Origin of the sequence: Rhizobium anhuiense bv. trifolii (assembly GCF_024346605.1) — a bacterium.
In the GTDB taxonomy this organism is placed as follows: Bacteria; Pseudomonadota; Alphaproteobacteria; order Rhizobiales; family Rhizobiaceae; genus Rhizobium; species Rhizobium anhuiense.
Window position 1 is genome coordinate 3839075 of record NZ_CP098803.1, and the last position, 24753, is coordinate 3863827.

Sequence of the window (24753 nt, forward strand, 5' to 3'; positions counted from 1 at the left end):
ACAGAGAATCAACTGAATGGACTATAGCGCCATGGAAACAGAGAACTTGATCGGTGTCGGCCTTTACACCCCTGCGGAAGCTGGCAGGCTGCTGGGCATATCGCCCGGCAAGCTGTCGCGATGGCTGCGCGGCCACCGAATTGGAAATAAGTTCTATCCGCCTTTATGGACACCGGAAATCTCGCTCGGAGACGAGCGTATTTTCCTCGGTTTTCGCGATCTTATGGAGGCGCGCGTTGCTGACGCGTTCATCGCGGCTGGCGTGTCGGCAATTAAGGTACGTGCGGCGATCGACACAGCCAAAGAAGTGATCGAACAGGATCGGCCGCTATCGACAAACCGTTTTCGCACTGATGGTCGTGAAATCTTCCTTCACATCATCCAGAAGGACGAGGACGGCGAACAGCGTGAGCACCTACTGAACCTCTTTCGACGCCAGTTCGTATTCAATGGCATTCTTGATCCGATCCTGAAAACTGTCGATTTCGGCTCCGATGGAACCCCGCTTACCTGGTGGCCGGGCGGACGGCGGCTCAACGTCATCGTGGACCCGGCACGCTCATTCGGACAGCCGATCGACGCCGCCTCAAGTGTGCCAACCGCTGTGTTGGCAGCGGCTGCGGAGCAAGAGGGCAGTATTCGTGGTGCGGCGAAGGCATACGACGTCAGCGAGGCTTCTGTCCGGCACGCGGTGGAATTCGAAGCCATCATGGAGCAGCGGCTAGCGGCGTGAACGTCTTCTTCGACAACTGCACGTCTCCGATTCTTGCCAGCACCTTGCACGGGTTCATTCATCACGACGGCCATAACGCAGCTCACATTCGCGATCTATCTGGCCTCCCAAATGGCCGCCACTCGAAAGATGTGGAGTGGATTGATTTCTTGCGCCGTTCCAACGACGAATGGATTTTCATTTCAGGCGATGGCCGTGTCCTCAAGAACCCGGCGGAACGTGCGGCGTTAAGATCGGCTGGGCTGCATGGTTTCATATTGGCTCCTGCCTATCAGAAAACCCCAATGAACCACGTGGCCTCGACACTGATCTGGCGATGGCCTGAGATGTTGCAGATCACTCGTTTGCTTGCGGCGCCTTCAATGCACGAGGTGCCGATCAACAGAGGGACAAAAATGCGCGCTCTTCCAATGTAAGCGAAATCGCCATGTGATCTCTCTGTCCAAAAATTCCGAATTCGATCAAACAACACTGCCAGCACGATCGCTCCAACAGGTCCTTCGCCCGCGCGGCGGTAATGAGCGCGATAGAGAAGTCGCAAGCCCAGTCGAAAAGCGGAGTCTTCACCGGAGCCTATGCGATCAACCCGGCGAATGGCTCGCGGATTCCGGTGTGGGTCGCCGACTACGTACTGATGAACTACGGCACCGGAGCAATCATGGCCGTTCCCGCCCATGACGACCGCGACCGCAATTTCGCGCAGGAGTTCGGGCTGCCGATCGTCGAAGTCCTGTCGGCATCTGGCTTCCCCTCCGGCGATGTGCCGCCCGCTGCGTGGACTAGGGAAGGCTTGATGGTCAACTCCGGCTTCATGGATGGCATGGAGACGAAAACGGCGAGAACAGCAGCGATCTCATGGATGACCGAGCAGGGCGTCGGTGTGGAGCGCATCGAATACAAGCTGCGCGACTGGCTGTTCTCGCGGCAGAGATATTGGGGGGAACCCTTTCCTATCCTGTATGCCGCCGACGGCAGTATCGTGCCCCTGCCGGAGGACGCCCTGCCACTGCTGCCTCCCGAACTCAACGAGTATAGGCCAACGCCAGACGGGGAGCCGCCGCTGGCACGGGCGGGCGATTGGGTTCGGACGACGGATCCGAAGTCCGGCATGGACGCTCTGCGGGAAACCAACACGATGCCACAATGGGCGGGATCGTGCTGGTATTACCTGCGCTTTGCCGATCCTTGGAACGTGACTGCGCCGATCGATCCCGAGAAGGAGAAATACTGGCTGCCCGTCGATCTCTACGTGGGAGGAGCCGAGCATGCGGTGCTGCATCTGCTGTACGCGCGCTTCTGGCACAAAGTCCTGTTCGACATCGGCGTCGTGACGTCCAACGAGCCGTTCCGCAAGCTGTTTAACCAGGGAATGATCCTGGCCTTCAGCTACAAGGATGCGACTGGGAGGTACTATCGGCCCGAGGATGCGGCTGAGCGCGACGGCCGCTGGTATGTCGGAGAAATCGAGGTCGAGCGCCAGGTCGAGAAGATGTCGAAGTAGGCCCTGCGCAATCCTTCCTGCACCTGATTTTTTTGTAAGCACGTTGACCCTCGAAGCGTCCGCCACAACCCTGACGTAGAGGCACAATGCAACTCAATTGATGGTGTCACCCCGGCTGCTGACATCGACGAATTATTGCGAGTGAGTCGGACTTCGGTCCGATGGTAGACAGCAATCTCTCTGCTAATTTCCGTTCCGCTGAGACTGCAAAACTCAGCACGAAAAGGGTGTCTGCCCCTGATCCGGAGCACCCTTTTCAAACTCGTTTTCGGGAATCCCCCCCTTAACCCTCGGCACCGACGGTTCGCGGGCGGCCAACCTCCCGATTAATCATGGGCATAGGTACTCTGTCGGAGCATCCTGCGTGCGATGGTGTTGCCAGTTCCAACGCATCTTAAGCGGGCCGTCGTCAAAGTCGAAGTCTGTGATTTCCTTCCACGGCAATAGCTTATCTATGGCAGTGAGTGTGGCGGTGAGATAGGTCTGCGGATCGACGGCATTGAGTTTGCCGGTCTCGATGAGCGAAGCGATGGTCGCCAGTTCTCGTGCCTTGCCCTCGTCTTCAAATCGAACGTAGAACGGGTCGCGCGCGTGAACACCACGTCCTCGCTCAACATCAGTCCGGGTTTGGTATCGGCTTACCCTCGTAGCGCACGCGAAAATTCCTCCTGTGAAAATCCTGCTCGAAGCAGACGAAGACGAGTTCCAGGTCGTTGGCGCTGTCACGCTTCCCGAGGAGGCTGAGCGTAACAACGATAACGCCGCTGTATCCGCGCGTCAGGCGGAAAGCCGCGTTACGGATGTCAGTCCCTTCTGGATCCTTCCGGTCTTCGCGGCGCTCATAAATGACCCAGAAGCGGGCAGCATCCCAAGTCTGCCGCAGGATTTGGCTGACTTCTGCCTTGAACTCTTCGGCATGCATTGCCGGACCCCACGACAATGCCGTCTCGCCCGCATCGCTAACGACATTGAGATAACCGTCACATTGGTAAACGCCTGACAGTGATCGTTCGATCATCTCGAATGCGGTGTTTTCGCTGATTGTTGTTTTGAAGAGAATTGCCATGGAATCGATGCGCGCCACTGTCGATATGTCGATGAGAAGGCGAGACTACTGGGTGTCGCTTGGGCGAGCAACGGAGACGTGGTCATCACGGTAATCGTAGCGAACGGTTGAAACGCGACCTCGTTTTCTTCAGACCTCGCCAGAATGTGAACTATTCGTAACTTGAAACACAACAGGCAAAGCGCTTTATCCGAGCGATGACTCCAAAGCACTTCATCTCGGCAATGAGCATCGCAGCCTTGGCGGCGTGCTCTCATATCGAGCCGCTTGAGACTCCCCTCGCCCTGTCAGCAATCCAGCACCAGACGCCGTTGACCGATCAAGCGGTGATCGCAGATACAGTCGGTCGCGGTGCTGTCGGTGCAACTGCGCTTGCTTGGGCCAACCCATCGACGGGCAGCGCGGGCGTTATCGAACAGATCGATGCCAGTAACGATGGGCCGGACGGGTGTCGCGGTTTTGTAACCAGTCGGCAATCGCTCGACGGCTTGACGCGCTTCAACGGCGTAGCCTGTCCGTCTGGGGACAGTTGGAAACTGGGCGGGCAATAGGGTAGCGCTCGACGTCCGGTCTCGCGTCAACGGCATCTTCGCCGTGCTCTCTTCGGATAACGATTAATCGCAAGGACTCCATTCCCCTGAGAAACTACCAGCTGTGTGGAAGAAGAGGCGCTCGGACCACATGGGGTGCGAGTTTTGCGTTCAGCCCGATCTGGCATATCTATCGCTAGATGTGAGCTTTGCGGATGTTGACCATTCGGACGCAAACCGGAAGCGGCCGATATAGTAGGTGCGACACAGCCAGTCGAAATTGCCCCGCAAGCCGCGAGGCGCGCCCCCCGGTAACCACAACTAGAACCGGTTGCCAAAGCGGGCCTATTCGCGATCTGGAAAACGAAAACGGCGGGACGAGCCAAAACTTCTGATGCAGGCCTCCCGCTCGGCATCGGCAGCGCTCTTGCCGATATCGCGCAAGAGATGTTCGTTCAGCCGGTGCCAAGGAACGACCGGATTTATGGCGGCAACCCATAGATCGTGCAGTCGCGCGCGCCAACGGACCCGCCCCTCGACTGCCTCTAGCATGCCTTCTTCGCCTTTACGGATGAAGCTCATTGCACTACCCTCCAACTTCGACGTGCGGCGCCGTCCGCAACGATCCTCCATCCCCGTCAAAGGGATGTGTGGTCGGATGTGATGGATTCGTAAAAGCGATGGCTATGGCGGATTCGAGGAAGCGCCCTTTCCTCTCCCTGCTGGGTGGGTTCGACTGCGCGGGCCTTGCCGCGGGGTCGCCAGCATCTACGCGCAAGGCGCGTGCCTTGGTGGCCTATCTGGCGCTCCAGGCCGGACAGTCCCAATCGCGCGAAAACCTGGCCGCCTTGCTGTGGGGCGGGACGGGAGAAGAGCAGGCCCGCGCGAACTTGCGGCAAACCTTGTCCGTCCTGCGGCGAGCGCTGCGGGCGACCGGACGGGAATGGTTCCGGATCGAAGGCGACCGGGTGGCGCTCGATCTCGGCGACGCGGATCTCGACGTCAGGCGGTTTGAGGCCTTGGCTGCCGGCTCCGCGAGCGAGCACCTCGAACAGGCGATCGCTCTCTATACCGGGGAGCTCCTCGAAGGTTTCAACCTTGCGGAAGAGGCGTTCGAAGAGTGGCTTCGCACCGAAAGGGAACGGCTACGGATCACCGCCGTTGCCGCCCTGGAAAAGCTCATCACTTGCCACATCGGGGGGAATGAACCGGGCGCTTCCATCCCCGCCGCAACACGGCTGCTCACGCTGGAGCCGCTTCGGGAAGATGTGCACCGCACGCTGATGCGCGCCTATGCGGCGAAGGGACGTTTCAACCTCGCCCTCGCACAATACCAGAGTTGCGCCGATACGTTGCGCAAGCAGCTCGGCGTGCAGCCCGAGCCCGAAACCCGCGCGCTCTACCGAGACTTGCTATCGCGCCGCATGGCGGCAGCGGCCGGGCGACCACCAGAGGAAGGAGCGTCGTTCGAGGCCCGTCCTCAAACCCGCTACGTGAAATCGGACGGGGTCAACATCGCTTACCAGGTGACGGGCGACGGCCCCTTCGACGTCGTTTATGTGCAAGGCTGGGTTTCTAATCTCGACTACGCTTGGGACTCGCCGAGACTGTCAGGCGTTCTGCACCGTCTCGGTTCCTTCTGTCGCCTCATCCGCATCGACAAGCGCGGCACGGGCCTTTCGGATCGTGGCACCGGCTTTCCGACGCTCGAACAGCGCATGCAGGATGTTCGTGCCGTGCTGGATGCGGTCGGATCGCAAAAGACGGTCCTGTTCGGCAGCTCGGAAGGCGGCGTCATGTGCATGCTGTTCGCCGCAAGCTATCCCGAACGCACGGCTGCCCTCATACTACACGGAGCCTATGCGCGGGGTCTGTGGTCACCGGACTACCCCTGGGGGCGTACCCGAGAGGAGTTAGAAGAGGAACTGCTTGCCATCGAGCGGGAGTGGGGTCGCCCGTTGGACCTTAGACGGGCGGCCCCGAGCCTCACCGACAATATGGTAGAACGCGAATGGTTTGCGGGCTACCTGCGCAATTCGGCATCCCCCGCCGATGCGATCTCCCTGTGGCGCTGGAGCGTCGAGATAGACGCGTGCGATATCCTTCCAGCGATCCGAGTTCCAACCCTGATCACCCATCGAACCGGCGACCGCTGGGTCAAGCCCGAAGAAGGGCGCTATCTGGCAAGCCGCATTCCCGGCGCGATATATGTCGAGCTGCCCGGCGATGACCATATCATCTGGGGAGCCGACTCCGATCGGCTGATGGACCAAATCCAGCGGTTCCTAGTTTCCGCCCCGCTCGCCCCGACCGAGAGCGCCCTGCTGACGGTCTTGCACGTGGATGTTCAAGGCGCATTCTCCGGTCGGGCGAAAGATTGGCAGGACGATGCTATTCGACAGCTTCGCGCCGCCGACGGCGATGTGATCGACTTGCGGGAATCCGGACTTGTCGCCGCGTTCCGGCAGCCCAGCCAGGCGATCACTTGTGCATTCGATCTTCGCGGCCGCCTGCATCACTTCGGCCTGGATGTTCGCGCAGCCATTCACATCGGCGAATGCGAACGGCAAGGCGGCCTCTATGCGGGTCCGGTCCTGCGGCTTGCCGCAGGATTTGCCGACTGCGCGGGACCGGGCGATATTATCGCGTCCCGCACCGTGCGCGATCTCGTTATCGGTGCAAACCTCTCCTTTGATCTACGTGGACAGCTTGATCTGCCCGGAATCCCCGGGCCCTGGCCGTACTTCTCCATTGGGGCAGCGCCGAAGTCATAAATGTCGGCCGTCCCAGGCCAGCAATGCAATCACAGAACTACCTCTGGTCAGGGTGCACGGCGGCGGCAGAATCGTGAGCCTGGAACGAAAGCGATTTTCCTCACGAGCCTTCGGCCTTTCGAGTACACCGTCAACCCGTCAGGTTTGAGCTTCTTTCCTGGATGAAAACCACCTCGGATGACGCGCGAATTTTCGTTTTCGGAAATTATTTCCAGCTCGATGAATCACACTTGTGCCTAGGGCTCAGGTTTCAGAGAAAATCCGATGCCTCTATATGGCTGCGGGAAGCGACCTTTGGCTGAAAGACTGCTGGCCGAGCACGGCCTGAAGTCGACAAGAAGCTGCTAAAGGATGACTTCGCCAGGACGTGGAGCGCGAAGCGGCGGAACGAATGGTGCGACTGATTAAAAAAATCTGTCGGCGCGGAACAATTTGCTCCGTTGATCGTAATACCTTCGGGCCGTGCGGAGATTTGTTATACAACAGCCACACGACATTTAGCTGTTCGGCCCACCTCAACCTTAGCCCCGCTCAGAAGCGGGGTCCTTTTTTTGGCATTAGCAGGTCTCTTGACGTCGACAATACTATTACCGTGCAGAATTGCACCGGAACTGTTGTCATACAAAAGTGTTACTTGGCTCGGAGCGGATCGCGCAGAGGAGTCTCCTGTCTCCAGCAGCACACCCCTTGCAATCTTCGCGATCCGCCCTCTCCTGCCGGTTCGGAGCCATTAATTGGTCAGGAACCTTAAGGAACTTTTCGGGCTATCTACTGTTAGAGCACAAGGATCGCACAGGCGCCCCATAACTGGGGTTGTCCGCTTCCCTTCCTTCCTGTGCGGTCCGTCCTTTCCACAAATAGCCGCGTTTCGGCGGGGCTCCTTTTTGATCCTCGGCGAGCAATGCCGGCGCAACCCGTGCCAATATCCGCAAATTGCCGCCGAAACCGGCGTTAGCACAGTGTTAGCGCGAGCCACTTAATGTGGCTGCGACGTCATGGGACACCCGGTTGTCCGTTGAAAAACAGAACAAGCAGAACGAAGACAAGCCCTGCCGCGGCTTACGGAGATGACATGAAACTGGTTTTAGGCAGCGTGATATTGGCATCTGGCATACTGCTATCCAGTCTGTCGGGATTCGCTGCTTCCGGCGGATGGCATTCGGATGGGCAAGGTACGAGATACTGGCATGTCACTCCGCCGCCCGGGCAATGCAATATAAGCCAAGCGAAAAACCGGGCGATTCGGGCCGGTATCTATCGTAGCGAGATTATACAGCAGGATGAGAATATCATCGTGCTCAGAGGTCTGGATGAATCCGGCGACCGGCGAACGATCGGTTTCGGCAACATCAGGGGGTGCCCTGAGTTGGAGGGCCACGAGAATAGTCCAAACTTCTGAGGACATAGAGTTTGTTCAGCTTTCAGAGCCCGAAGCTGAAGCTCGCTAAGGCGCGAAAACCGGTTCTGGGAAGATTATCGCGAGGTTTCCAGTCGGCCATCGCCGCGCAGAAGGTTCAGCCAGGCCCGCGACAGTTTCTCCGCGCCTGTGCCCCCGATATGGCAATCGTCGTAGCGGTCTTCTCCATCGAGCAACGCATCGGAATTGACGCCCTCTCGGATACCGGGGCCGCTTCTTGATAGGGCCAGTTGCGCCCGTACTATCGCGTTGTCCGGAATATGCTCCTTGAAGCCGCCGTTGCTCGGTTCGAGGCATTTCGATGCGATCGAAATGTAAACCGGTGCTTCGACGCCGTGCTGACGCAATGTGTCAACCATCGACATGAAATGTTTCTGATAGGCCTCCGCAGTGGTGCCGATAACGAGGTCCGCCTCTCCTTGCATCCAGAGAACGCTCGTTATCCGATAACCGGAATCCTGAAGCTGTTTCATTGTATCGACCAGCACAGGATTGAGGTCACCGCCTTTCGCCCATCGTGCGACCTCAGATCCGGAATATGCAAGAGGTGCGAGGATGACGCTGTCATTTTGTCCCGATGTGATCAAATTGTTCCCAAGAAGCGTCCAATACTCTCCCTTGGTATCGGTCGATCCAAGAAGTGGCGACACGGCGATGAAGCACCGTTTGTCAAAGGCGTTTACAACGCGAGCGCCATAATTTGACCTGTACCGTTGTCCACTGTCGTTGGCCGCGTTCGATTGGCCAAGAATGAGTAAGACAGCAGTTCGGTCAGTTTGAGTCGGGCAGGTCACAAGCGTTTTGGATTCATCCCCGATGAGTCGTTCCTTGTCGTCGAACGTATAACGGCTTGGAGCAGTCGCCTTCTCTCCGCCAACCATTTTCCTCATCGCGGAAAGTTGTGGCCAAGGAAAGGTCTCATGTCTCGCGCTCATGCCGCCGAGAAAGTACATGGCGATCAAGGCGGTAAGGCCGACTGCCATTGTTTTGCGCATGCCGTTGCCTTCAAACATCATCCGATGACATGGAGCGTCGGACCGATCAAGGCTGCCAGCCATGAAGGTTCCTTTACACCAGCCACATCCGCTTGCTTCGGGCATGATCTTTAAAAGAGCGTTCGTCGCGAAGATCGAGCCCAATCGACGACTATTTCCGTAGAGTCGCCGAAACCTGCTCAAATATAGACCGGACCGGTGATTTCAATAATCCGGTTGGGTGAGAGATCGTGCCTGCTATGGAGAAAACTCCCGTTGCTCGTCCATAGAAAGGCGGATTGGGGCGGCGAGGACACCGTGGGAGCGGAGCACCGGTTACGCTTGTTAGCAATTTGTTGACCATAAGCTGGCTTTACTGAGCGTGATGGATGCGGAGGTTCCCGCACGTCGTCGAGTGTTTGGTGTAGGCGGGATTGTTCGTGTTGAAGTATCCAGTGCAAGGATTATCGGGCGCAGGCTTGGGCGGAATTGCCACGCTCCTGTCGCGTGCGCAGCGGTTGGTCGCGCAGACCATTCTGCCGGCTGTGTTTGCGCTGCCGGCATTTGTCGGCTCGGCATCCTTTGCCTCGGCGGAAGATCGGGCCCTGAAGCTGTTCTTTACCCATACCGGCGAGCGGGCCACGATCACCTATAAGCGCGACGGAAAGTTCGATCCGAAGGGGCTTGCCCAGATCAATCGGTTTCTGCGCGACTGGCGAAGGAACGAGCCGACCCGGATGGATCCGCGGCTGCTCGACCTGGTCTGGGAGGTGTATAAGCGCAGCGGCGGCAAGGACTATATCCATATCGTCTCCGCCTATCGTTCGCCCACCACCAACAACATGCTCCGCAACCGCTCGCGCAGCACGGGCGTCGCCAAGAAGAGCCAGCATATGCTGGGCAAGGCGATGGATTTCTACGTTCCCGGCGTGAAGCTTTCGACGCTGCGGGCGCTGGCCATGCAGATGCAGGGCGGCGGCGTCGGATATTATCCGACCTCGGGATCGCCCTTCGTGCATCTCGACGTCGGCAATGTCAGGGCCTGGCCCCGCATGTCCCGGCAGGAACTCGCCCGACTATTCCCGAACGGGCAGACGATGCATCTCCCGGCCGATGGCCGGCCGCTGCCGGGATACAATCAGGCGGTTGCGAACTACAGGAAGCGCGGCGGCCCCGCCGCGATCCAGATCGCCAGCACCGCTGGCGAAGACGAAGAGGTGGGCGCATCGACCAGACCGAGCGGCGACACTGGAGATAACAACCTCGTGACGGCGCTTCTGCCTACGCCCCGAAGCCGGGCATTGAACGCGCTGGCGCTGCAGACCGGCGCGGTCGAGCGGGATGACAAACGGTCCGCTCCAGAAGTTTCATCTTTGCCGATTCCGATACCGGCGATGCGGCCGGCCACCCCCGAACACGACGCCGATGTGGATGACAAACTGGAGACGGCATCGATCGGCCCAATTGAAGTGCTTCCGGACAGGCCGGCGCCTGCATTGCCGGGCTATGCGCGCTTCGAACCTCTCCGTGTTGCACACCAGGCCTCCAAGCAGGGCGCTGATATGATCGCCTCCCTGCCGATGACCGCTTCCTGGGAAGAAGCAAGTTTCTTTCAATCGACGTCCGAGGCGGCGCTGATGAAATGGGCGCTGCATTCTCCCGGCGAGGTGATGGAATTGAACGCGCCTCGCGTTTCCCCCCGCACGGTTCATCGTGAGGTCGATGCCGCGACCTCAGGTCAGGACATCACTCCGGTCGCCGCCACAGACCTGTTCGATGCCAGCCGCTTTGCGTCGCCCCCGGAGGGCTGACCGCAATCATCAAGGCTTGATGCGCTAGACGACGCCGATCACCGGCATAACGCCGCGCGCAATGTCAGCAACGAGCACAATTTTAAGTAAATATCTCAGCCGAAGTTAATCGCCCCAGGATAGAGATAGCGGATCATGGAGGATTTGATGATCGCTATCCGTTTTTGCGCCGCCGTTGCCGTCCTAACCCTCGCCGCATCCGGTGCGTTTGGTCAAACTGCTCTACCCCGAAATGGGATGATGCCCGAGGGCTATGTCTCCGTTCAGTCGAGTATTTCGCTGTCGCTACCTTTTGATCAGAGCGCTCCGCTGGACGAGCAGGTGCAAAAGGCCCAGAAGTCGCTCTACGACATTGCGTCGAGGAACTGTTCGGTTGTCGTGGAGACGATCGCGGAGGATTGCAAAATCACAGGAGTGACCAATAACGTCGATATGCAACGCGGCAATAATCGTGACGGTTTCCTCTCGGTTCGCGGTCAGATCAACATGGCGATCAAGCTCAAAGCTTCGATGCAGGGTTTGAAATAGCGGTCGCTATCGCCGGCTCAAGGTCGGGAATACAGATTCTCCATGCCGTCGGCATAAGAAAACTGCCTACAGAAATCTCAGTGAACGACCGCGATGACGCGAATTCCGGCTTCTTCCGCAGCGTGAATGAGTGCTGCGCGGGCTACCGTGGCCGGAATATTGCCCTGGATGGCATCCAGGCATGTTTTTATGGCTGCAATATATTCCTTGCCGTCGTCTGTCGGCCAGGCGGCAATAAGGGCGTCGGCGACCTCATGGAGAGATCGAACCAGCCTGGGCTTGCCGCCGATGACAAGCATCACAGGCGCGAAGTCTTCGCTCCTGCGCCAATCCACTATGCCGATCTTTTGCATGGATAACCGCCTTTTATCTAGCGCCGATCGGCACCTGATGCTTCACCAGGGAGGTTCTGACTGGAGTTCAGCTACAACGACCGAACCTCCCTGATGTCCTTTCAACAAGGATGAGGAGAATCTAGCCCAGAAGGCGCCCAGGGAAAGCCGGACCTAAGTCGGACTGGCGGCCTTAGGACCCGCTGCTCATATATTGGCTTGAGGCAACGTAAGGTCCGTGGAGGGGGCGGAACAGGAGGAGTATATGAAGTTCGGCCCCGAAAACCACAGCCATGAAGAGAGCTGTCCGCAAGGCCATAGTTCTGCATCGACCATCGCAACAATCGAAGCAGCTCTTTCCGCCGATCCGGATCTCGACAGCAGTTCCATAGAGATCAGGATGCTCGGCCCTGTCGTGCTGCTCGAAGGCTATATAACAAAACCTGAAGACCGGGAAAAAGCCACCTCGCTGGCAGCGATGATCGTCGGCCCGGCGAACGTCCAGGATCGGATGTTAAGCCGGTTCCCGACGCAGTGACGGGCACTGTCCGACCGGGCTAGAGGCTCTAGGACCATAGTCCGGGCCAGCCCGGGATGAAGTCCCGGCCCGGGAACACTTCCTCCATTTTCAGGTTTGCTCTCCAGCGGAACCAACCGCACGAAGGAGGAAAACGAATGAATATCAAAGCAGTAGGAATTGCCGCCAGCGTTCTGTTGGCATCGACATCTGCCTTTGCACAGTCATCGACAGTCACAGGCGCGGCGGGCGGTGCTGCAACGGGCGCGATTGTCGGCGGCCCGGTCGGTGCTGCCGTCGGCGGCATCGTCGGCGGCGTGGCAGGCAGCGTCATCGATCCGCCGCCGCAGAAGGTGGTGACCTATGTTCAGCAGGCTCCGGCTCCGGCCGAACGCATCGTCGTGAAGGAGAAGGTCGTCGTCGGGCAACCTCTGCCGGAGACCGTCGTGGTGACGCCAATTCGCGACGATCCGAAATATGCATACGCGATCGTCAACGATCAGCGTGTGATCGTCGAACCTTCCTCCCGGAAGGTCATCCAGGTCATCCAGTGACCGACGGGCGGCTGCGGCCGCCCCTTCCAACCAACAGGGCACGGATACGACGCATGAGAATGCGGGCGGCATGGCGTGCCCGAATCCTCGGAGTTGATTATGAAAAGCAACCATTTCACCATGATCCTGGCGGCGCTGTCACTTGGCGTATCACCACTTGCAACACTGCCGGCCACAGCCCAGCAGGACACCAAGAGCAGCGGCCAGACGCAATCCGGCTCTCAGACGGGCACGGACGCCGGTTCGCAACCCGGCGCCGGCAAGACGGGCACCGACTGCACCACCGACGCTTCGGGAGCCTGCCCGCAAGGCAAGGGCCAGTCGACGCAGCAGAAATCCAGCCAGGGTTCCGACATGCAGAAGAGCGCCGAGCAGCCTGCAAACGATAATGCAAAGAGCGGAAGTGCATCCGGCAAGGCTTCGACCGAAACCAAGTCCGGATCTCAAGACGCCAGCGGCAGTGGCACGACCGAACAGAAGCCAGCCGGCAAGTCCGGCACCACGGATGGCAGCGGCACCGCCACCTCGAAGAGCAGCACGCCAAATGCCGAGCCGGCGGAAGGCACGGACAGCGGCAGCGCCACCAAGAGCGGTGATGCGTCGAAGCAGCCGGCCGACCAGAACGCGACGACGACGAACAAGAGCACGTCCGAAACCAACGTCAACATCTCCGTCGAGCAGCAGACCGAAATTCGAACGGTGGTGAAAGAGGTGCATGTCGCGCCGGTGAAGGAAGTCGATTTCACCGTCTCCGTCGGAACGAAGATCCCGAAGAAGGTCCGGCTTGAACTGTTGCCGACGCGCATCGTGAAGATCGTTCCGCAATATGAAGGCTACCGCTTCTTCATCCTTGCGGACGGTCGGATCGTTATCGTCGAGCCCAATGCACTGACGATCGTCTACATCATCGGGGCCTAAACGAAGCAGACGCTGCCGGCGGCGTCTTTGCGCCGCCGGCACGGACATAGGGATGTTCCTTTCAGCCGATGCCGGAGGCCAGGCGCCATCACCGGCACCAGGCACCAGAAGCTTGTCATGAGCGGTGCAGGCAGGCGGTGATGCAACCATCGCCTTTAGCGCAAAACCGCTGCGCATCTTTGCACGACATGCTTTAGTATTTTTTAGAGACTCCTAAAAACCCATCTGACAGGCAGCGCTCATACATCGCCAAAAATCGAAAACGATTTTCGGGAACAATGAGGTTGATTCAATGCCTTAGCGCATTATCTCTGCGCCTGAAAAGACCCGCAGGTGTATAGATGAGGACCGTTTCCGCGCAGGGAAAACTCAGACCAAAGTCCCATCCACCCCCGGACTTCGTGCCCATACTAAACTTTCGATCACTGTAATAACAATAATATATTATCAAGTAACGAAGCGAGATGATGTGATAAACGGGTTCGGATTCATTGGATCGCATTTATATGACGAGTTCTACTTGGACGATGATACCCAGAAACCGGTTGTAGTTAACTATCTTTGCACCGGAGCTTTCGAAAACACAGCACACATCAGGGATGCCGCCGCGTTTCCACCGAGCCATATGCTTTTCGATGAGGCAACCTCGGCTCTCTCGATTCGGAACTCGTCGGAGAGGCTCTCGATGCCATGCCGATTCCTTCGATCGAACCGCAAATGGCGGCGGCCGTCTCATGGAACGGATCGTCGAGAGCGGGCAGGTCGTGAAGTATCCGGCTGCTCATTATCGAGCACGGCATTGGCAACAACACTTTAAAGTAGGTACTTCTAATAATTAACATTAATAAGCGAGTAATTCTTAGAACTCTCCTAAAGAATTGTCATGCATTACAGGTGATGCTAATAAACAACTACCTTAATTTCAAGTCACGAGGCACGAAGCAATGAAAAGCGTATTGATTTCTGGCGGGGCTGGCTTCATCGGATCCCACTTGTGTGATCGACTTTTGCTTAGAACGGATATCGAGAAGCTCGTCGTTGTCGACAACCTCTGGACCGGGCTTTTCGAAAATATCGCGCACATCCGGGATCCCCGTTTCCACTTCGTGAAATCCGACGTCGAGACGCTGCAGACCTCGGATAAATTCGACGAAATCTATCACCTTGCATCCCCCGCATCGCCCCCGTGGTACATGAAGGAGCCGAAGAGGACGATCTCCGCCAATCTTCTCGGGGCATTCCGGTTGCTCGACTTGCTGAAGAAGGGCGGACGTTTCGGTTTCACCTCTTCTTCCGAAGTCTATGGCGATCCTCTGGTGTCACCGCAGCCGGAATCCTATAAGGGTCAGGTCGACTGCACCGGTCCGCGCTCGTCCTATGACGAGAGCAAAAGGTGCACGGAGTCGCTGCTGTTCGAGATGCAGCGCACGCAGGGGCTCGATGTCAAAGTCGTCCGCCCCTTCAATATCTACGGTCCGCGGACACGCTTCGACGATGGCCGCGCGGTCTCCAACTTCATCACCCAGGCGCTTTCGGGCCGCCCGATTACCGTGTTCGGCGACGGCCTGCAGTCACGCAGCTGGGGTTATGTCGACGACATTGTCGACGGTTTCGCGCGCTATTTCTGGATCAATCAAACCGACTACAAGGGGCCTCTAAACGTCGGCAACGATCGCGAGATTTCGGTTCTGGAGGTCGCGCAATATGTCTCCAGACTCGTCGGCGGCGTGCCGATCGTCTTCGAGCCGTCACCGCCGCAGGACCCCACGAATAGACGGCCGGACTTGACCAACGCGCATTATGTCATGCCCGAGTGGTCGTGCAAAATCACCTACGAACAGGGCGTGGCGAAGACGCTCGATTGGTTCAGGAGCCAAATGAAGGCGCACGCGGCAGAATAAACCATGATGACTTTCGAGACTCGCGCCCCGGCTGCAGTTGGCGTATATTCACGGGGCGATTGAGAGAGTGACGATGAGAGAACCCATTCCGTCCGATCTGAAGGATATAAGTTTTCCCGTACCGATCGACTATCTTGATCTCGCCACCTCTCACCTCGATGCGGCTTCGCCCCTGGTCTCCGATGGGCTCGTGGTCTTTCTGTCGGATGGTCTTCCCGTTGGACAAGCCTATATCGAAAGGCCCGAGACGGCGGCGGCACTCGCCGAGCGTGTCGTGCGACCCGAGACGCTAGAGCATGCGCGTCACGTCGCGCAAATCCCTGTGCGCAACCGCGACGTCAGCATTCTGATCTGCACCAAGGACCGGCCGGAGGAACTGCGCCGGTGCCTGGCCTCGATCCCCGAACAGTCGCTTGAGCCCGTCGAGATCATCGTGGTCGACAATGCCTCAACAGGCGATGCGACGCGCCGCGTCGTGGAAGAAGCGGGCGCCACCTATGTCCGTGAAGACCGGGTCGGGTTGGATTATGCCCGCAATGCGGCGGTTCGGGCGGCGAGAACCGAATTCGTCGCCTTTACCGACGACGACGTCGTTCTCCACCAGCGATGGCTGGAGAACCTGATGAAGGCTTTCGATCTGCCTGAGATCGCCTGCGTGACGGGATTGGTCCTTCCCGGAGAACTGGCAACGCCGGCACAGTTCATCTTCGAAAAGCATTGGAGTTTCGGCCGAGGTTATCTCAGGCAGGATTTCAATCAGGATTTCTATACCAGGGACACGCGTTACGGCGCTCCGGTCTGGACGATCGGCGCCGGCGCAAGCCAGGCCTTCCGCCGCAAGGTCTTCGACGAGATCGGCCTGTTCGATGTCCGTCTCGACATGGGCGCGGCCGGCTGCTCGGGCGATTCCGAATACTGGAACCGGCTGCTCCATCACGGCCACGTCTGCCGCTACGAGCCGACGGCTGTGGCCTGGCACTTTCACCGCAAGGACATGAAAGGGCTGGCCAAGCAGATCCACCAATATATGAGCGGCCATGTCGCAGCTCTGCTGGTGCAGTATCAGAACACCGGACATAACGGCAATCTCAGGCGCATCCTCATCTCCTTTCCGAAATACTATGCCGGAAGGCTCCGCAAACGACTTCGCAAAGGCGCGACATCGAACGACTTCTTCCTGAAGCAGGAGATGCTCGGCAGCGTGAATGGCGCTTTCTATGTTTTGCGGCGATGGAAGATGCCTGCATGGTGAGCGCTGCGACGCCTGAGATCTCATTCCTCATTCCTGCCTATAATGCAGACGATACGCTTGCCGAATGTCTTGCCAGCCTGCAGCAACAGACGCGCTCGAACTGGCAGGCCGTCGTCGTCGATGACGGCTCAACCGACCGGACCCGGGAGGTTCTCGAGGCCATCGCAAGAAAAGACAGCCGCATTCTGCTCGCCCGCCAGCCGAATGCCGGTGCGGCCGCGGCGCGAAATCATGCCGCACGCCTGGCGGCGGCGCCCCTGCTCTGCATGCTGGATGCCGACGACTGGCTGGATCCGACCTTCATTGAAAGCATGCTGCCTGTGGCAGAGGATGCCTCCACGCCTGTTATCGCCTATTGCGCCTACCGCAGAGTCGCCCCGGACGGCCGGCTGCTGCAGGCGGAAGCAGCCCCCATCCTGGCGGGCGATGTCGCCAAGCGCGAGTTCTCCTCCTTCTGCGCGCTCGCCATCCATACGGTTGTCTTTCCCAAAAGCCTTTTCGAGCGGCTGGGAGGCATGGATGAGACCCTACAGACCGGCGAGGACTGGGATCTCTGGATGCGCATGGCCTTTGCGGGCGCAGAATTTCGTCGGCTCGACACGTGCCTGGCTTTCTATCGCATGAAGGCGGGCTCGCTGTCCGGCGATCCGGTCAAGATGGTGCGTGACGCCATTAGCGTGACGACGAAGGCGCAAGCGCTGCTGAGGCAACAGGGCTTGTCGGCCGAGAGGCCGGAGACAGGCTGGATCACGCCCGCCATCAGCCAGCTGCGCATGCTCGCCTGGGTCATCGCGGCCAAGCGCGACCCGAGCTTGGATGTAGCAGCCCTGACCGCACTGCTGCCCGATATGCCCGATGCGGCGGGCTACGAAAGCTTTTTTGCCGGCGTGATCCTGCACGGCTTGCGGACGGGATTGTTCACCAATGACACCGACGATCTCGTCGATGCGCTCGATCAATGGTTGCCGACTTTCCTTTTGCTCACCCAGCTGATCCAGCGTCATTCCTTCCCCGGCACCGGCCGCAAGATCATTGAGGCCGCCGCCTGGGAAATATCCGCCGCGGATCTCCTGCGATCCTTCACACTTTGCAATGTCCAGGTGGTCAGTGTCGAGCTAGGCGCGCTTTCCAGGCTCGCCAAGGCCGAGCAGGCCGATACGCTCATCATGCACGCTTTCTCAGGCGGGCAGCATGTCGGCACCTTTGTCGGGCCGCTCTGGGGCGATCTTTCGATCCGGGCGCAGATCCGGCTGATCATGCAGGAGATGCAGGCAGGCGAGCATCTCCAGACGCCGCCGACGCTTGCCTATATCAGTTCCTGGACGAGGGAAGCGCTGCGCGGATACCGAGCCTTCGGCGGGATCATCATCCGGCACGGCCGGCGGCGCGGCCGCCTGGAAAGACTGATGGTGGGCCTTGGGCGCAAGGCGCTTCTTGCCTCTGTGCCAAGCGACAGCGATGACAATGATGCGCGGCTCGCCGACAGCCTGCGGACCCTCCAGCGCGACCCGGAGCCACGCCCCCTAAACCCCTCCGGGCCGCGCCCAGAGGAAGAAAAGGCAGCTCCTGCCGTTCACTCGGAGGAGGAATACTGGGAGCATATCTTCGAACGACCGGATCCGTGGAACTACGTCTCGGTCTACGAGCAGGTGAAATATGCCCAGACGCTGAGCCTGATCCCGGAAGGGATCGAAAAGGCGCTGGAGCTCGCCTGCGCCGAGGGGATCTTCACCGAAAAGCTGGCGCAAAAGGTCGCCCGGCTGACGGCGACGGATATTTCCCAGCGAGCGATCGACAGGGCGGTGGAGCGGTGCCGCGACCATCGCAATATCGAGCTTCGCGTTCTCGATTTCGTCAGACAGGATCTTCCGCCCGAGCAAGATCTCATCGTCTGCTCCGAAGTGCTGTATTACATGAAGGATGAGGAGATGCTCGCGGCTGCCTGCCGGAAGATGGCGGCGGCGCTGAAGCCGAACGGCTACCTCATCACCGCCCATGCGCATATCCGCCGCGACGAGCCCACCCGGACGGGTTTCGACTGGGGCAATCCTTTCGGTGTCGGGACGATCCGGCAGGTTCTGGCCGCGCAACCTGGGCTGACCCTGGAAGAGACGATCGAGACCGAACTCTATGCCATCCACCGGTTCCGAAAAGGCCCGGTTGCCGACGCTCTCCTGCGCATCGAGGGGCATGGAATACCATTGGATGCGGATGTGGCAAAACACATCATCTGGGGGCCCGATGGCATCGACCGAGAGGCGGCATGGACGACGGAGGTCACGACCTCGGTTCCCGTCCTGATGTATCACCGGATCGCAAGGGATGGCCCCGCCGCACTCCGGCGCTTCCGCACCTCGCCGGAGATTTTCCGCAAACAGATGCAGTTCCTTCGGCGCCAGGGTTATTACACCGTGACGGCACAGACCCTGGCGGAGCTTTTGCGCAGCGGCAAGCCGATCCAGGGCCGGCCGGTCATGCTGACCTTCGACGACGCCTATTTGGATTTCCTGACGGAAGCCTTCCCGATCCTTGCCGAAAATGGTTTCAGCGCCGAGGTATTCGTCGTGACCGACAAAGTCGGCGGCCGGTCGGACTGGGACTCGGCCTATGGAGAGCCTGCACCGCTGATGGTGTGGTCGCAGATTCAGGAACTGCACCAAAAGGGCATCAGCTTCGGCTCCCATCTCGCATCCCACACACCGGCAAGTGCGCTGGACAACCAAGCTCTGCTCGGCGAAGCCGTGCTGTCGCGCAATGCGCTGCAGAGCCGGCTGGGCATCTCCGCGGCATCCATCGCGCTGCCCTATGGCGCGACGGACTTCCGGGCCCCGGGCATTCTGGCGATCGCCGGCTACAGGGTCGGCTTCACGACACGGCATGACAAGGCCGGCTTTTCCGACAATATCTTCGGTCTGCCGCGCCTCGAAGTGCGAGGCGATCATCCGCTCGAAGCCTTCCCTGAGCTTATGGGCCTGCCGGGAGCCTTTATCGGATGACAATATCAGGCGCAGCCGCCCCTCTCATCACCGTCGTCATACCGGCTTACAATGCCGAGAGGACGCTTGCCGAAACATTGCGAAGCGTCTCTGCCCAGTCCTATGACAAGCTCGAAATCCTGGTGGTCGACGACGGATCGCGGGATGGGACCTTCGAACTTGCGAGCGATTATGGCCTGAGCGACCGCCGTATCCGGGTTCTCCGCCAGAACAATGGCGGGGTTGCACGCGCGCGCAACCACGGCATAAGGGAGGCACGCGGCCCCTATATCGCTCCCGTCGATGCCGATGATGTGTGGCATCCCGAGAAGATCGAGCGCCAGCTTCAGGCGCTGAGGACATTGCCCGGCGGACACGGGGTCGTCTACAATTGGTATGCGGCGATCGACGAGAACGGCATTATTTTCGGCCATTCACGGCCGGTCCTGCATGAGGGGAATATCTTCGAGCCGCTGCTGCGGGAAAACTTCATCGGCAATGGCAGCACGCCCCTAATGCCGCGGGCGGAGATCCTTCGCTGCGGCGGCTATGACGCCGGCCTGCGCGACAATGGCGCCGAAGGCTGTGAGGATCTGAAGCTTTATCTGGCGCTCGCCGAGATCCTGCCCTTCGCCCTGGTTCCCGATTTCCTCACCGGCTATCGCTTCACCAGGGGCAACATGTCCAGCAACGCCTACCGGATGCTGAAGTCACATAGCCTGGTGATGGCCCCGATCATCGCGCGTTATCCGCAGCTTGCGCGGGATATCCGGGCAGCCCAATTCAACACAGCGCGCTGGTATTTCAACAAGGCCCTTCTCGGCGCCGATTATGCGCAAGTCGGCAAACTCACGCCGATGATGGCAAAAAAATACATCCCGCAGCTGATCCGCCATGGCATGCAGCAGGGCTGGCGCCAGACGAAACGCCAGGGCATCCGTATGGCAAGGCATGTCCTTGGAAAGCCCGCCCGGCCAACGAAACGCTTCGCCGCGGAGATTCCGCAAGCCGGAACGGCATTCAGCGATCGTTTCACGACCGTGCCCGCCGAGCAGGCGATCAGCCCGACCTCTTCACGGACGGTCGGCCATGAATAGGTTTCGAAAACCAGCTTCCGCTAAACCGACAGGCGCCTATCTGGTGGTCGCGGCAAGATTTCGCGAGCTTCGCCAACTCGTCCCCTCGCTGCGGCTCAAGATGACGGTGATGATCGTCCTGGGCATTCTCACGGGGTTCTCGGAAATGGTCGGGATCACCTTTCTGGTTAGCCTCGTCTTTCTTCTCGGGCAGGAAGGCCCGGTTGCCGGCAGCGCCGTCGCATGGCTTCCGGCGTTTTTCGGCGGCATCGACCTCAGTCTTTCCAAGCCTGTGCTCATCGGCATCCTGATCGGCTCGATCCTGTTCCGGATTCTTCTCGGATGCGCCAATTCGCTGATTGCAAGCGCCGTCAACCATCGGATCAGCGACCGCATGCGGGACCGCCTCTACGCCAAGGTCCTGACCATGCCCTTCCAGCGCTTTCAGGATTATGAGCGCAGCGACCTGATCAATGTCATCGCCACCGAATCCTACGCGGTGTCGTCGGCCCATGCCAGCCTCGTTCGACTGGGGGTCAATTTCGGCACGATCGTGATCTTCGGCGTCGGCATGCTGGTCATGGCCTGGCCGATTGCCTTGCTCGGGCTCGCCTTCGGCTTCATCCATAATTTCGCATTGGGGTTCTTCGCCGGCGCCTACCGCCGTCTCGGCACCTCCGCCCTGGCCGCGGTCGAAGCCTTGACGCAGCTGAGCTGGACAACGCTGCAGACGTTGAAGGCTGTCAAAAGCTTCGGCCTGGAGAAGCGCCACCAGCAGCTCTTCGAGACGCTTTCCAGGGAGGTCGGTCAGACCTGGCGCCGGTCGGACTGGATGGGAGCGACGACCTCGCTTCTGAGCGAAATCCTGACCTTCGGGGTCATCCTGACGATCATCCTGTCTTCGGAATTCCTGCCGGTCGATTTCAAGGCCGCACTCTCGGCCACCATCCTTCTCTACCGGCTTCAGCCGCATATCAAGGGCTTCGACTCGCAGATCCTCAGCCTTTACGAGATGGAAGCCTCGCTGCAGAACGTCCTGGCGCTGCTTGCCGAAAAGGATGACATCAAGCAAGGGGAGAAGGTCACCCGCCTGGCCGAGGCGATCGTCTTTCACAATGTCTCCTTCGCCTACGAGCGCTCGAACGCGCCAGCGGTTCACGATCTGAGCTTTGCGATCAGGGCAGGCGAGACGACGGCTCTGACCGGGCCAAGCGGCTCCGGCAAGACGACCATCCTCAACATGATCCTCGATCTCAACCGACCGACCCAAGGCGTGATCACGGTCGACGGCCGGGATCTGACAAGCATCGACCGCTCCAGCTGGCTGCAACTGCTCTCCGTGTCCGGCCAGGATGTCGAACTGATGGAGGGCACGGTCCTCGACAACATCCGGTTTCGTCGCGATATCCCGGACGAGGATATCCGCTGGGCCGCCGATGTGGCGTGCGCCACGGAGTTCATCGAAGATCTGCCCTATGGCTTCGATGAATGGCTGGGCGACGAGGCGATCCGGCTTTCGGGCGGACAGAGGCAGCGCATCGGCCTGGCGCGCGCGCTCGCCGGCCGGCCCCAGATCCTGCTTTTGGACGAAGCCACGAGCGCGCTCGACGAAGACACCGAGATGCGGGTATTTTCGGCGATGAGAGAAGACGCGGGCAGAACGCTGATCGTCGTCAGCCATCGGCCGGCTGTGGCCAGGCTGATGAAGAACCGGATCGATCTGCGTCCGCCCGCACTCACATCCAAGCTCGGGTGACGGTGATGGAGATGCCAACCACATCCAACATTCCAGTGGCGGTGATCGTTCCTGCCTATAACGCCAGCTCCTACCTTGCCGAGACGCTGCAGTCGGTCGTCGACCAGACCCACAAGACGCTGGAGATCGTCATCATCGACGACGGCTCGACGGACGATACCGCTTCCATCTGTCGCCGCTTCGCCGATGGAGATCCAAGGATCCGGATTCTGTCGACGGAAAACCACGGCGTCGCTGCCGCCCGCAACACCGGGATTCAGGCATCGAACTCCCCCTATATCGCTTTCCTCGATGCCGATGACATCTGGCATCCGACCTATATCGAAAGAATGCTTTCGGCGCTCCATCGCCTGCCGGACAGCTGGGGCGCGGTCTATTCTCTGCACCGCTTCATTGATCCTGAGGGATATTGCACGAAATCCGGCTCGTCGCTGAGCGCCCGGGACTCCATTCTCAGCCGTCATCTCGTATTCCGCTTCGTCGGCAATGGCAGCGGTTTCATGGTTCGCCGCGCCGTCATCGACAAGATCGGCGGCTACGATCCAAGTTACGCAAGACAGGGGATTGGAGGGTGCGAGGATTTCGATTTCGAACTTCGCACTGCCGAGCATTTCAAGATCGAGACGGTGCCGTTGGGGCTGGTGGGATATCGTGTTCACTCCGAAGCCATGTCTGCCGATAGATCGCGTATGGCGCGATCCCTTCTCGCTGTGAGCGAGCAGTGTATTGCCCGTAATCCGACACTTCCGGCCTTTGTCGTCAGCTGCGCCCGCGCATCGGCGCATCTTTATGCATTTTCAAAATTTGCCGCTTTGAAAGATTGGCCCAGCGCCGCTGCCTCGCTCAAACAGATTTATCATCATAGTCCACTGCTTGCTTCCGGCGTCATAGTCAAATTGATCCTGTCAAAAGCCAACAGGGCCGCACGCAGGGCCTTGTCCAAAGCCTGGCCGGCCAGGCAACCAAAGCAAAAGAATTTCGGGAAATTCGATGAGATAGACCCGCTTATCCCATTGGTCGGCGGTTGGTCGCGCTTTAGAACCAAGGCATTGCTCAGGCGCTTGTCGGAGATCGACCGGTCTGGCGAATGCTCGCCGGCGACCTCGCCGCAGGACGCCTGAGCCTGTCGGCTATTAGCTCTGGCGCCTTTGGCTCGGCGCCCATATCGCGCCAAGGATCGAGCATTGTCAAATGTCTAAAGCTTTGACAAATAACACCTCCATCTGCCTCTGAATATCTCGTCATTCCATATTCGAAAGCTCGATTTCAAAGCAGAATTACCGTCAGTAAAAAACAATTAATCTATAAAAATAACAATCATCCCAATAATGATCTGTGACAATATCAAATTTAACTGTCATCATAGCCGCGCACTGTGCAAACATTCCTACCAGAGGACCCGTCACCCACCCCGACGGGTCCTCAACTTTGCCTGATGGCAGGTTGCCGCAAATACGATCGCTGTAATGGCTGCATCAAAGCCGTGGATCGGAGTGGGGGGTGACGATATTGCCCCATTGAGATCGGCCCGACGCGAAACTCCCGCAGCGGCAAATGTCGAAGCGCCGGCTCTCCTTGGTCGATATTCTAACCGAGGCCTCAATCGATTTCAGGATATTTTCGGAGGCGAAACAGTCTTCATCAATCTGATGTCATCACCAGATAGAACTTTATAAGTATCGCAAAACTCATCAAGAATAATGCATCCTGAGACTATTGTAATAGAAGCCCTATATCTTTTTGCAATTGATACTTAAATACAACCATTATTTGAAATCCATAATTTTACCTTTTGATAAATTTGAATTTCTTTCGTAAATTGGCCATCTCAGTCTATTCGGTACATTTCATGTTCACCGATGTCGGCTTTAGCTTTACTTTGGAACCGGAAAATCTGCCGAAAGCGATGTCCGCTTCGAATTCTCAACATCTCCCACAACCTGCCGGTATTGCTGGTGAGGTTACGACAGCCGATGGTCCAAAATTCGGGGATGGCCGCGCCTCGGAAACTTGCCGATACAAAGCCATACGACCAAGCAAAAGGCAACATATTGATAAATATACATTTTTAATAGATTTCCGCGGGTTGAACCGACAAACCCGGCCAGCAACATTCGCTCTATCATTTCGAACGTCGG

The 24753-nt window shown here is 58.7% G+C and carries 19 protein-coding genes and 2 pseudogenes; 16 read left to right on the forward strand and 5 right to left on the reverse strand.

Going from position 1 to position 24753, the window contains the following annotated elements; translation table 11 throughout:
* Positions 1-16 precede the first annotated feature (16 nt).
* The 3 genes and pseudogenes from NE851_RS27650 to NE851_RS27660 form a co-directional block, all read left to right on the forward strand.
* On the forward strand, positions 17-733 hold the full coding sequence (locus tag NE851_RS27650; RefSeq protein WP_254959230.1) for a hypothetical protein: 717 nt from the start codon (positions 17-19) through the stop codon (positions 731-733).
* The gene (locus NE851_RS27655; protein ID WP_254959232.1) at positions 730-1149 is read left to right on the forward strand and encodes a PIN-like domain-containing protein; all 420 of its coding nucleotides are present in this window, start codon (positions 730-732) and stop codon (positions 1147-1149) included. Before NE851_RS27650 ends, NE851_RS27655 begins: the two co-directional genes overlap by 4 nt.
* Positions 1150-1259: 110 nt before the next feature.
* Positions 1260-2231, forward strand: a pseudogene (locus NE851_RS27660) (leucine--tRNA ligase); the annotation flags it as partial.
* A gap of 438 nt (positions 2232-2669) precedes the next feature.
* Here NE851_RS27660 and NE851_RS35465 read toward each other — a convergent pair.
* From NE851_RS35465 to NE851_RS27680, 3 genes and pseudogenes are all read right to left on the reverse strand, one after another.
* Positions 2670-2783: pseudogene (locus tag NE851_RS35465) on the reverse strand (transposase domain-containing protein); the annotation flags it as partial.
* Between the two features lie 67 nt (positions 2784-2850).
* Complete coding sequence (locus tag NE851_RS27670) at positions 2851-3300, reverse strand: hypothetical protein (RefSeq protein WP_254962453.1); 450 nt, start codon at positions 3298-3300, stop codon at positions 2851-2853.
* 875 nt (positions 3301-4175) lie between these two features.
* Positions 4176-4412: a hypothetical protein gene (locus NE851_RS27680; protein ID WP_183903275.1), complete on the reverse strand. Its 237-nt coding sequence runs from the start codon at positions 4410-4412 to the stop codon at positions 4176-4178.
* Positions 4413-4621: 209 nt separating this feature from the next.
* Here NE851_RS27680 and NE851_RS27685 point away from each other — a divergent pair, with 209 nt between their 5' ends.
* Both NE851_RS27685 and NE851_RS27695 read left to right on the forward strand, forming a co-directional pair.
* On the forward strand, positions 4622-6604 hold the full coding sequence (locus NE851_RS27685; RefSeq protein ID WP_254962454.1) for a bifunctional AfsR/SARP family transcriptional regulator/alpha/beta hydrolase: 1983 nt from the start codon (positions 4622-4624) through the stop codon (positions 6602-6604).
* A 1072-nt stretch (positions 6605-7676) separates the two neighbouring features.
* Entirely contained in the window at positions 7677-8003 is a 327-nt protein-coding gene (locus NE851_RS27695) for a hypothetical protein (protein WP_047614374.1), read from the forward strand.
* A gap of 74 nt (positions 8004-8077) precedes the next feature.
* Here the strand turns inward: NE851_RS27695 and NE851_RS27700 are convergent, their stop codons facing one another.
* A complete protein-coding gene (locus NE851_RS27700) occupies positions 8078-9016 on the reverse strand; it encodes a sialate O-acetylesterase (RefSeq protein ID WP_254962455.1) in 939 nt (312 codons plus the stop codon).
* A 413-nt stretch (positions 9017-9429) separates the two neighbouring features.
* Here NE851_RS27700 and NE851_RS27705 point away from each other — a divergent pair, with 413 nt between their 5' ends.
* Together NE851_RS27705 and NE851_RS27710 are read left to right on the forward strand one after the other, a co-directional pair.
* A complete protein-coding gene (locus tag NE851_RS27705; protein ID WP_254959238.1) occupies positions 9430-10806 on the forward strand; it encodes a peptidoglycan L,D-endopeptidase MepK in 1377 nt (458 codons plus the stop codon).
* A gap of 147 nt (positions 10807-10953) precedes the next feature.
* Positions 10954-11334, forward strand: coding sequence for a hypothetical protein (locus NE851_RS27710; RefSeq protein ID WP_047614378.1), 381 nt, complete (start codon positions 10954-10956; stop codon positions 11332-11334).
* Positions 11335-11411: 77 nt separating this feature from the next.
* On the opposite strand, the gene NE851_RS27715 is transcribed toward NE851_RS27710, so the two are convergent.
* On the reverse strand, positions 11412-11687 hold the full coding sequence (locus tag NE851_RS27715) for a DUF982 domain-containing protein (protein WP_047611492.1): 276 nt from the start codon (positions 11685-11687) through the stop codon (positions 11412-11414).
* Between the two features lie 244 nt (positions 11688-11931).
* Here NE851_RS27715 and NE851_RS27720 point away from each other — a divergent pair, with 244 nt between their 5' ends.
* The 9 genes from NE851_RS27720 (at position 11932) to NE851_RS27760 (ending at position 23736) form a co-directional block, all read left to right on the forward strand.
* On the forward strand, positions 11932-12204 hold the full coding sequence (locus NE851_RS27720) for a BON domain-containing protein (RefSeq protein ID WP_047611806.1): 273 nt from the start codon (positions 11932-11934) through the stop codon (positions 12202-12204).
* Between the two features lie 137 nt (positions 12205-12341).
* On the forward strand, positions 12342-12737 hold the full coding sequence (locus tag NE851_RS27725) for a DUF1236 domain-containing protein (protein WP_168332805.1): 396 nt from the start codon (positions 12342-12344) through the stop codon (positions 12735-12737).
* A gap of 99 nt (positions 12738-12836) precedes the next feature.
* Positions 12837-13655, forward strand: a complete 819-nt coding sequence (locus NE851_RS27730; protein ID WP_254959243.1) for a DUF1236 domain-containing protein — start codon at positions 12837-12839, stop codon at positions 13653-13655.
* Between the two features lie 944 nt (positions 13656-14599).
* Positions 14600-15556 carry an NAD-dependent epimerase/dehydratase family protein gene (locus tag NE851_RS27735; protein ID WP_168332807.1) on the forward strand — a complete coding sequence of 319 codons (957 nt, stop codon included), beginning with the start codon at positions 14600-14602 and terminating at the stop codon, positions 15554-15556.
* A 31-nt stretch (positions 15557-15587) separates the two neighbouring features.
* Complete coding sequence (locus NE851_RS27740; RefSeq protein ID WP_254962457.1) at positions 15588-16808, forward strand: glycosyltransferase family 2 protein; 1221 nt, start codon at positions 15588-15590, stop codon at positions 16806-16808.
* Entirely contained in the window at positions 16802-19804 is a 3003-nt protein-coding gene (locus NE851_RS27745) for a trifunctional glycosyltransferase/class I SAM-dependent methyltransferase/polysaccharide deacetylase (RefSeq protein ID WP_254959247.1), read from the forward strand. Before NE851_RS27740 ends, NE851_RS27745 begins: the two co-directional genes overlap by 7 nt.
* A 2-nt stretch (positions 19805-19806) precedes the next feature.
* Positions 19807-20880, forward strand: coding sequence for a glycosyltransferase family 2 protein (locus tag NE851_RS27750; protein ID WP_097542365.1), 1074 nt, complete (start codon positions 19807-19809; stop codon positions 20878-20880).
* Positions 20873-22615 (forward strand): ABC transporter ATP-binding protein, encoded by a 1743-nt coding sequence (locus NE851_RS27755; protein WP_097542027.1) that lies wholly within the window; start codon positions 20873-20875, stop codon positions 22613-22615. Before NE851_RS27750 ends, NE851_RS27755 begins: the two co-directional genes overlap by 8 nt.
* Positions 22612-23736 (forward strand): glycosyltransferase family 2 protein, encoded by a 1125-nt coding sequence (locus tag NE851_RS27760; protein WP_097542026.1) that lies wholly within the window; start codon positions 22612-22614, stop codon positions 23734-23736. The genes NE851_RS27755 and NE851_RS27760 overlap by 4 nt, the downstream gene beginning before the upstream one ends.
* Positions 23737-24753 lie beyond the last annotated feature (1017 nt).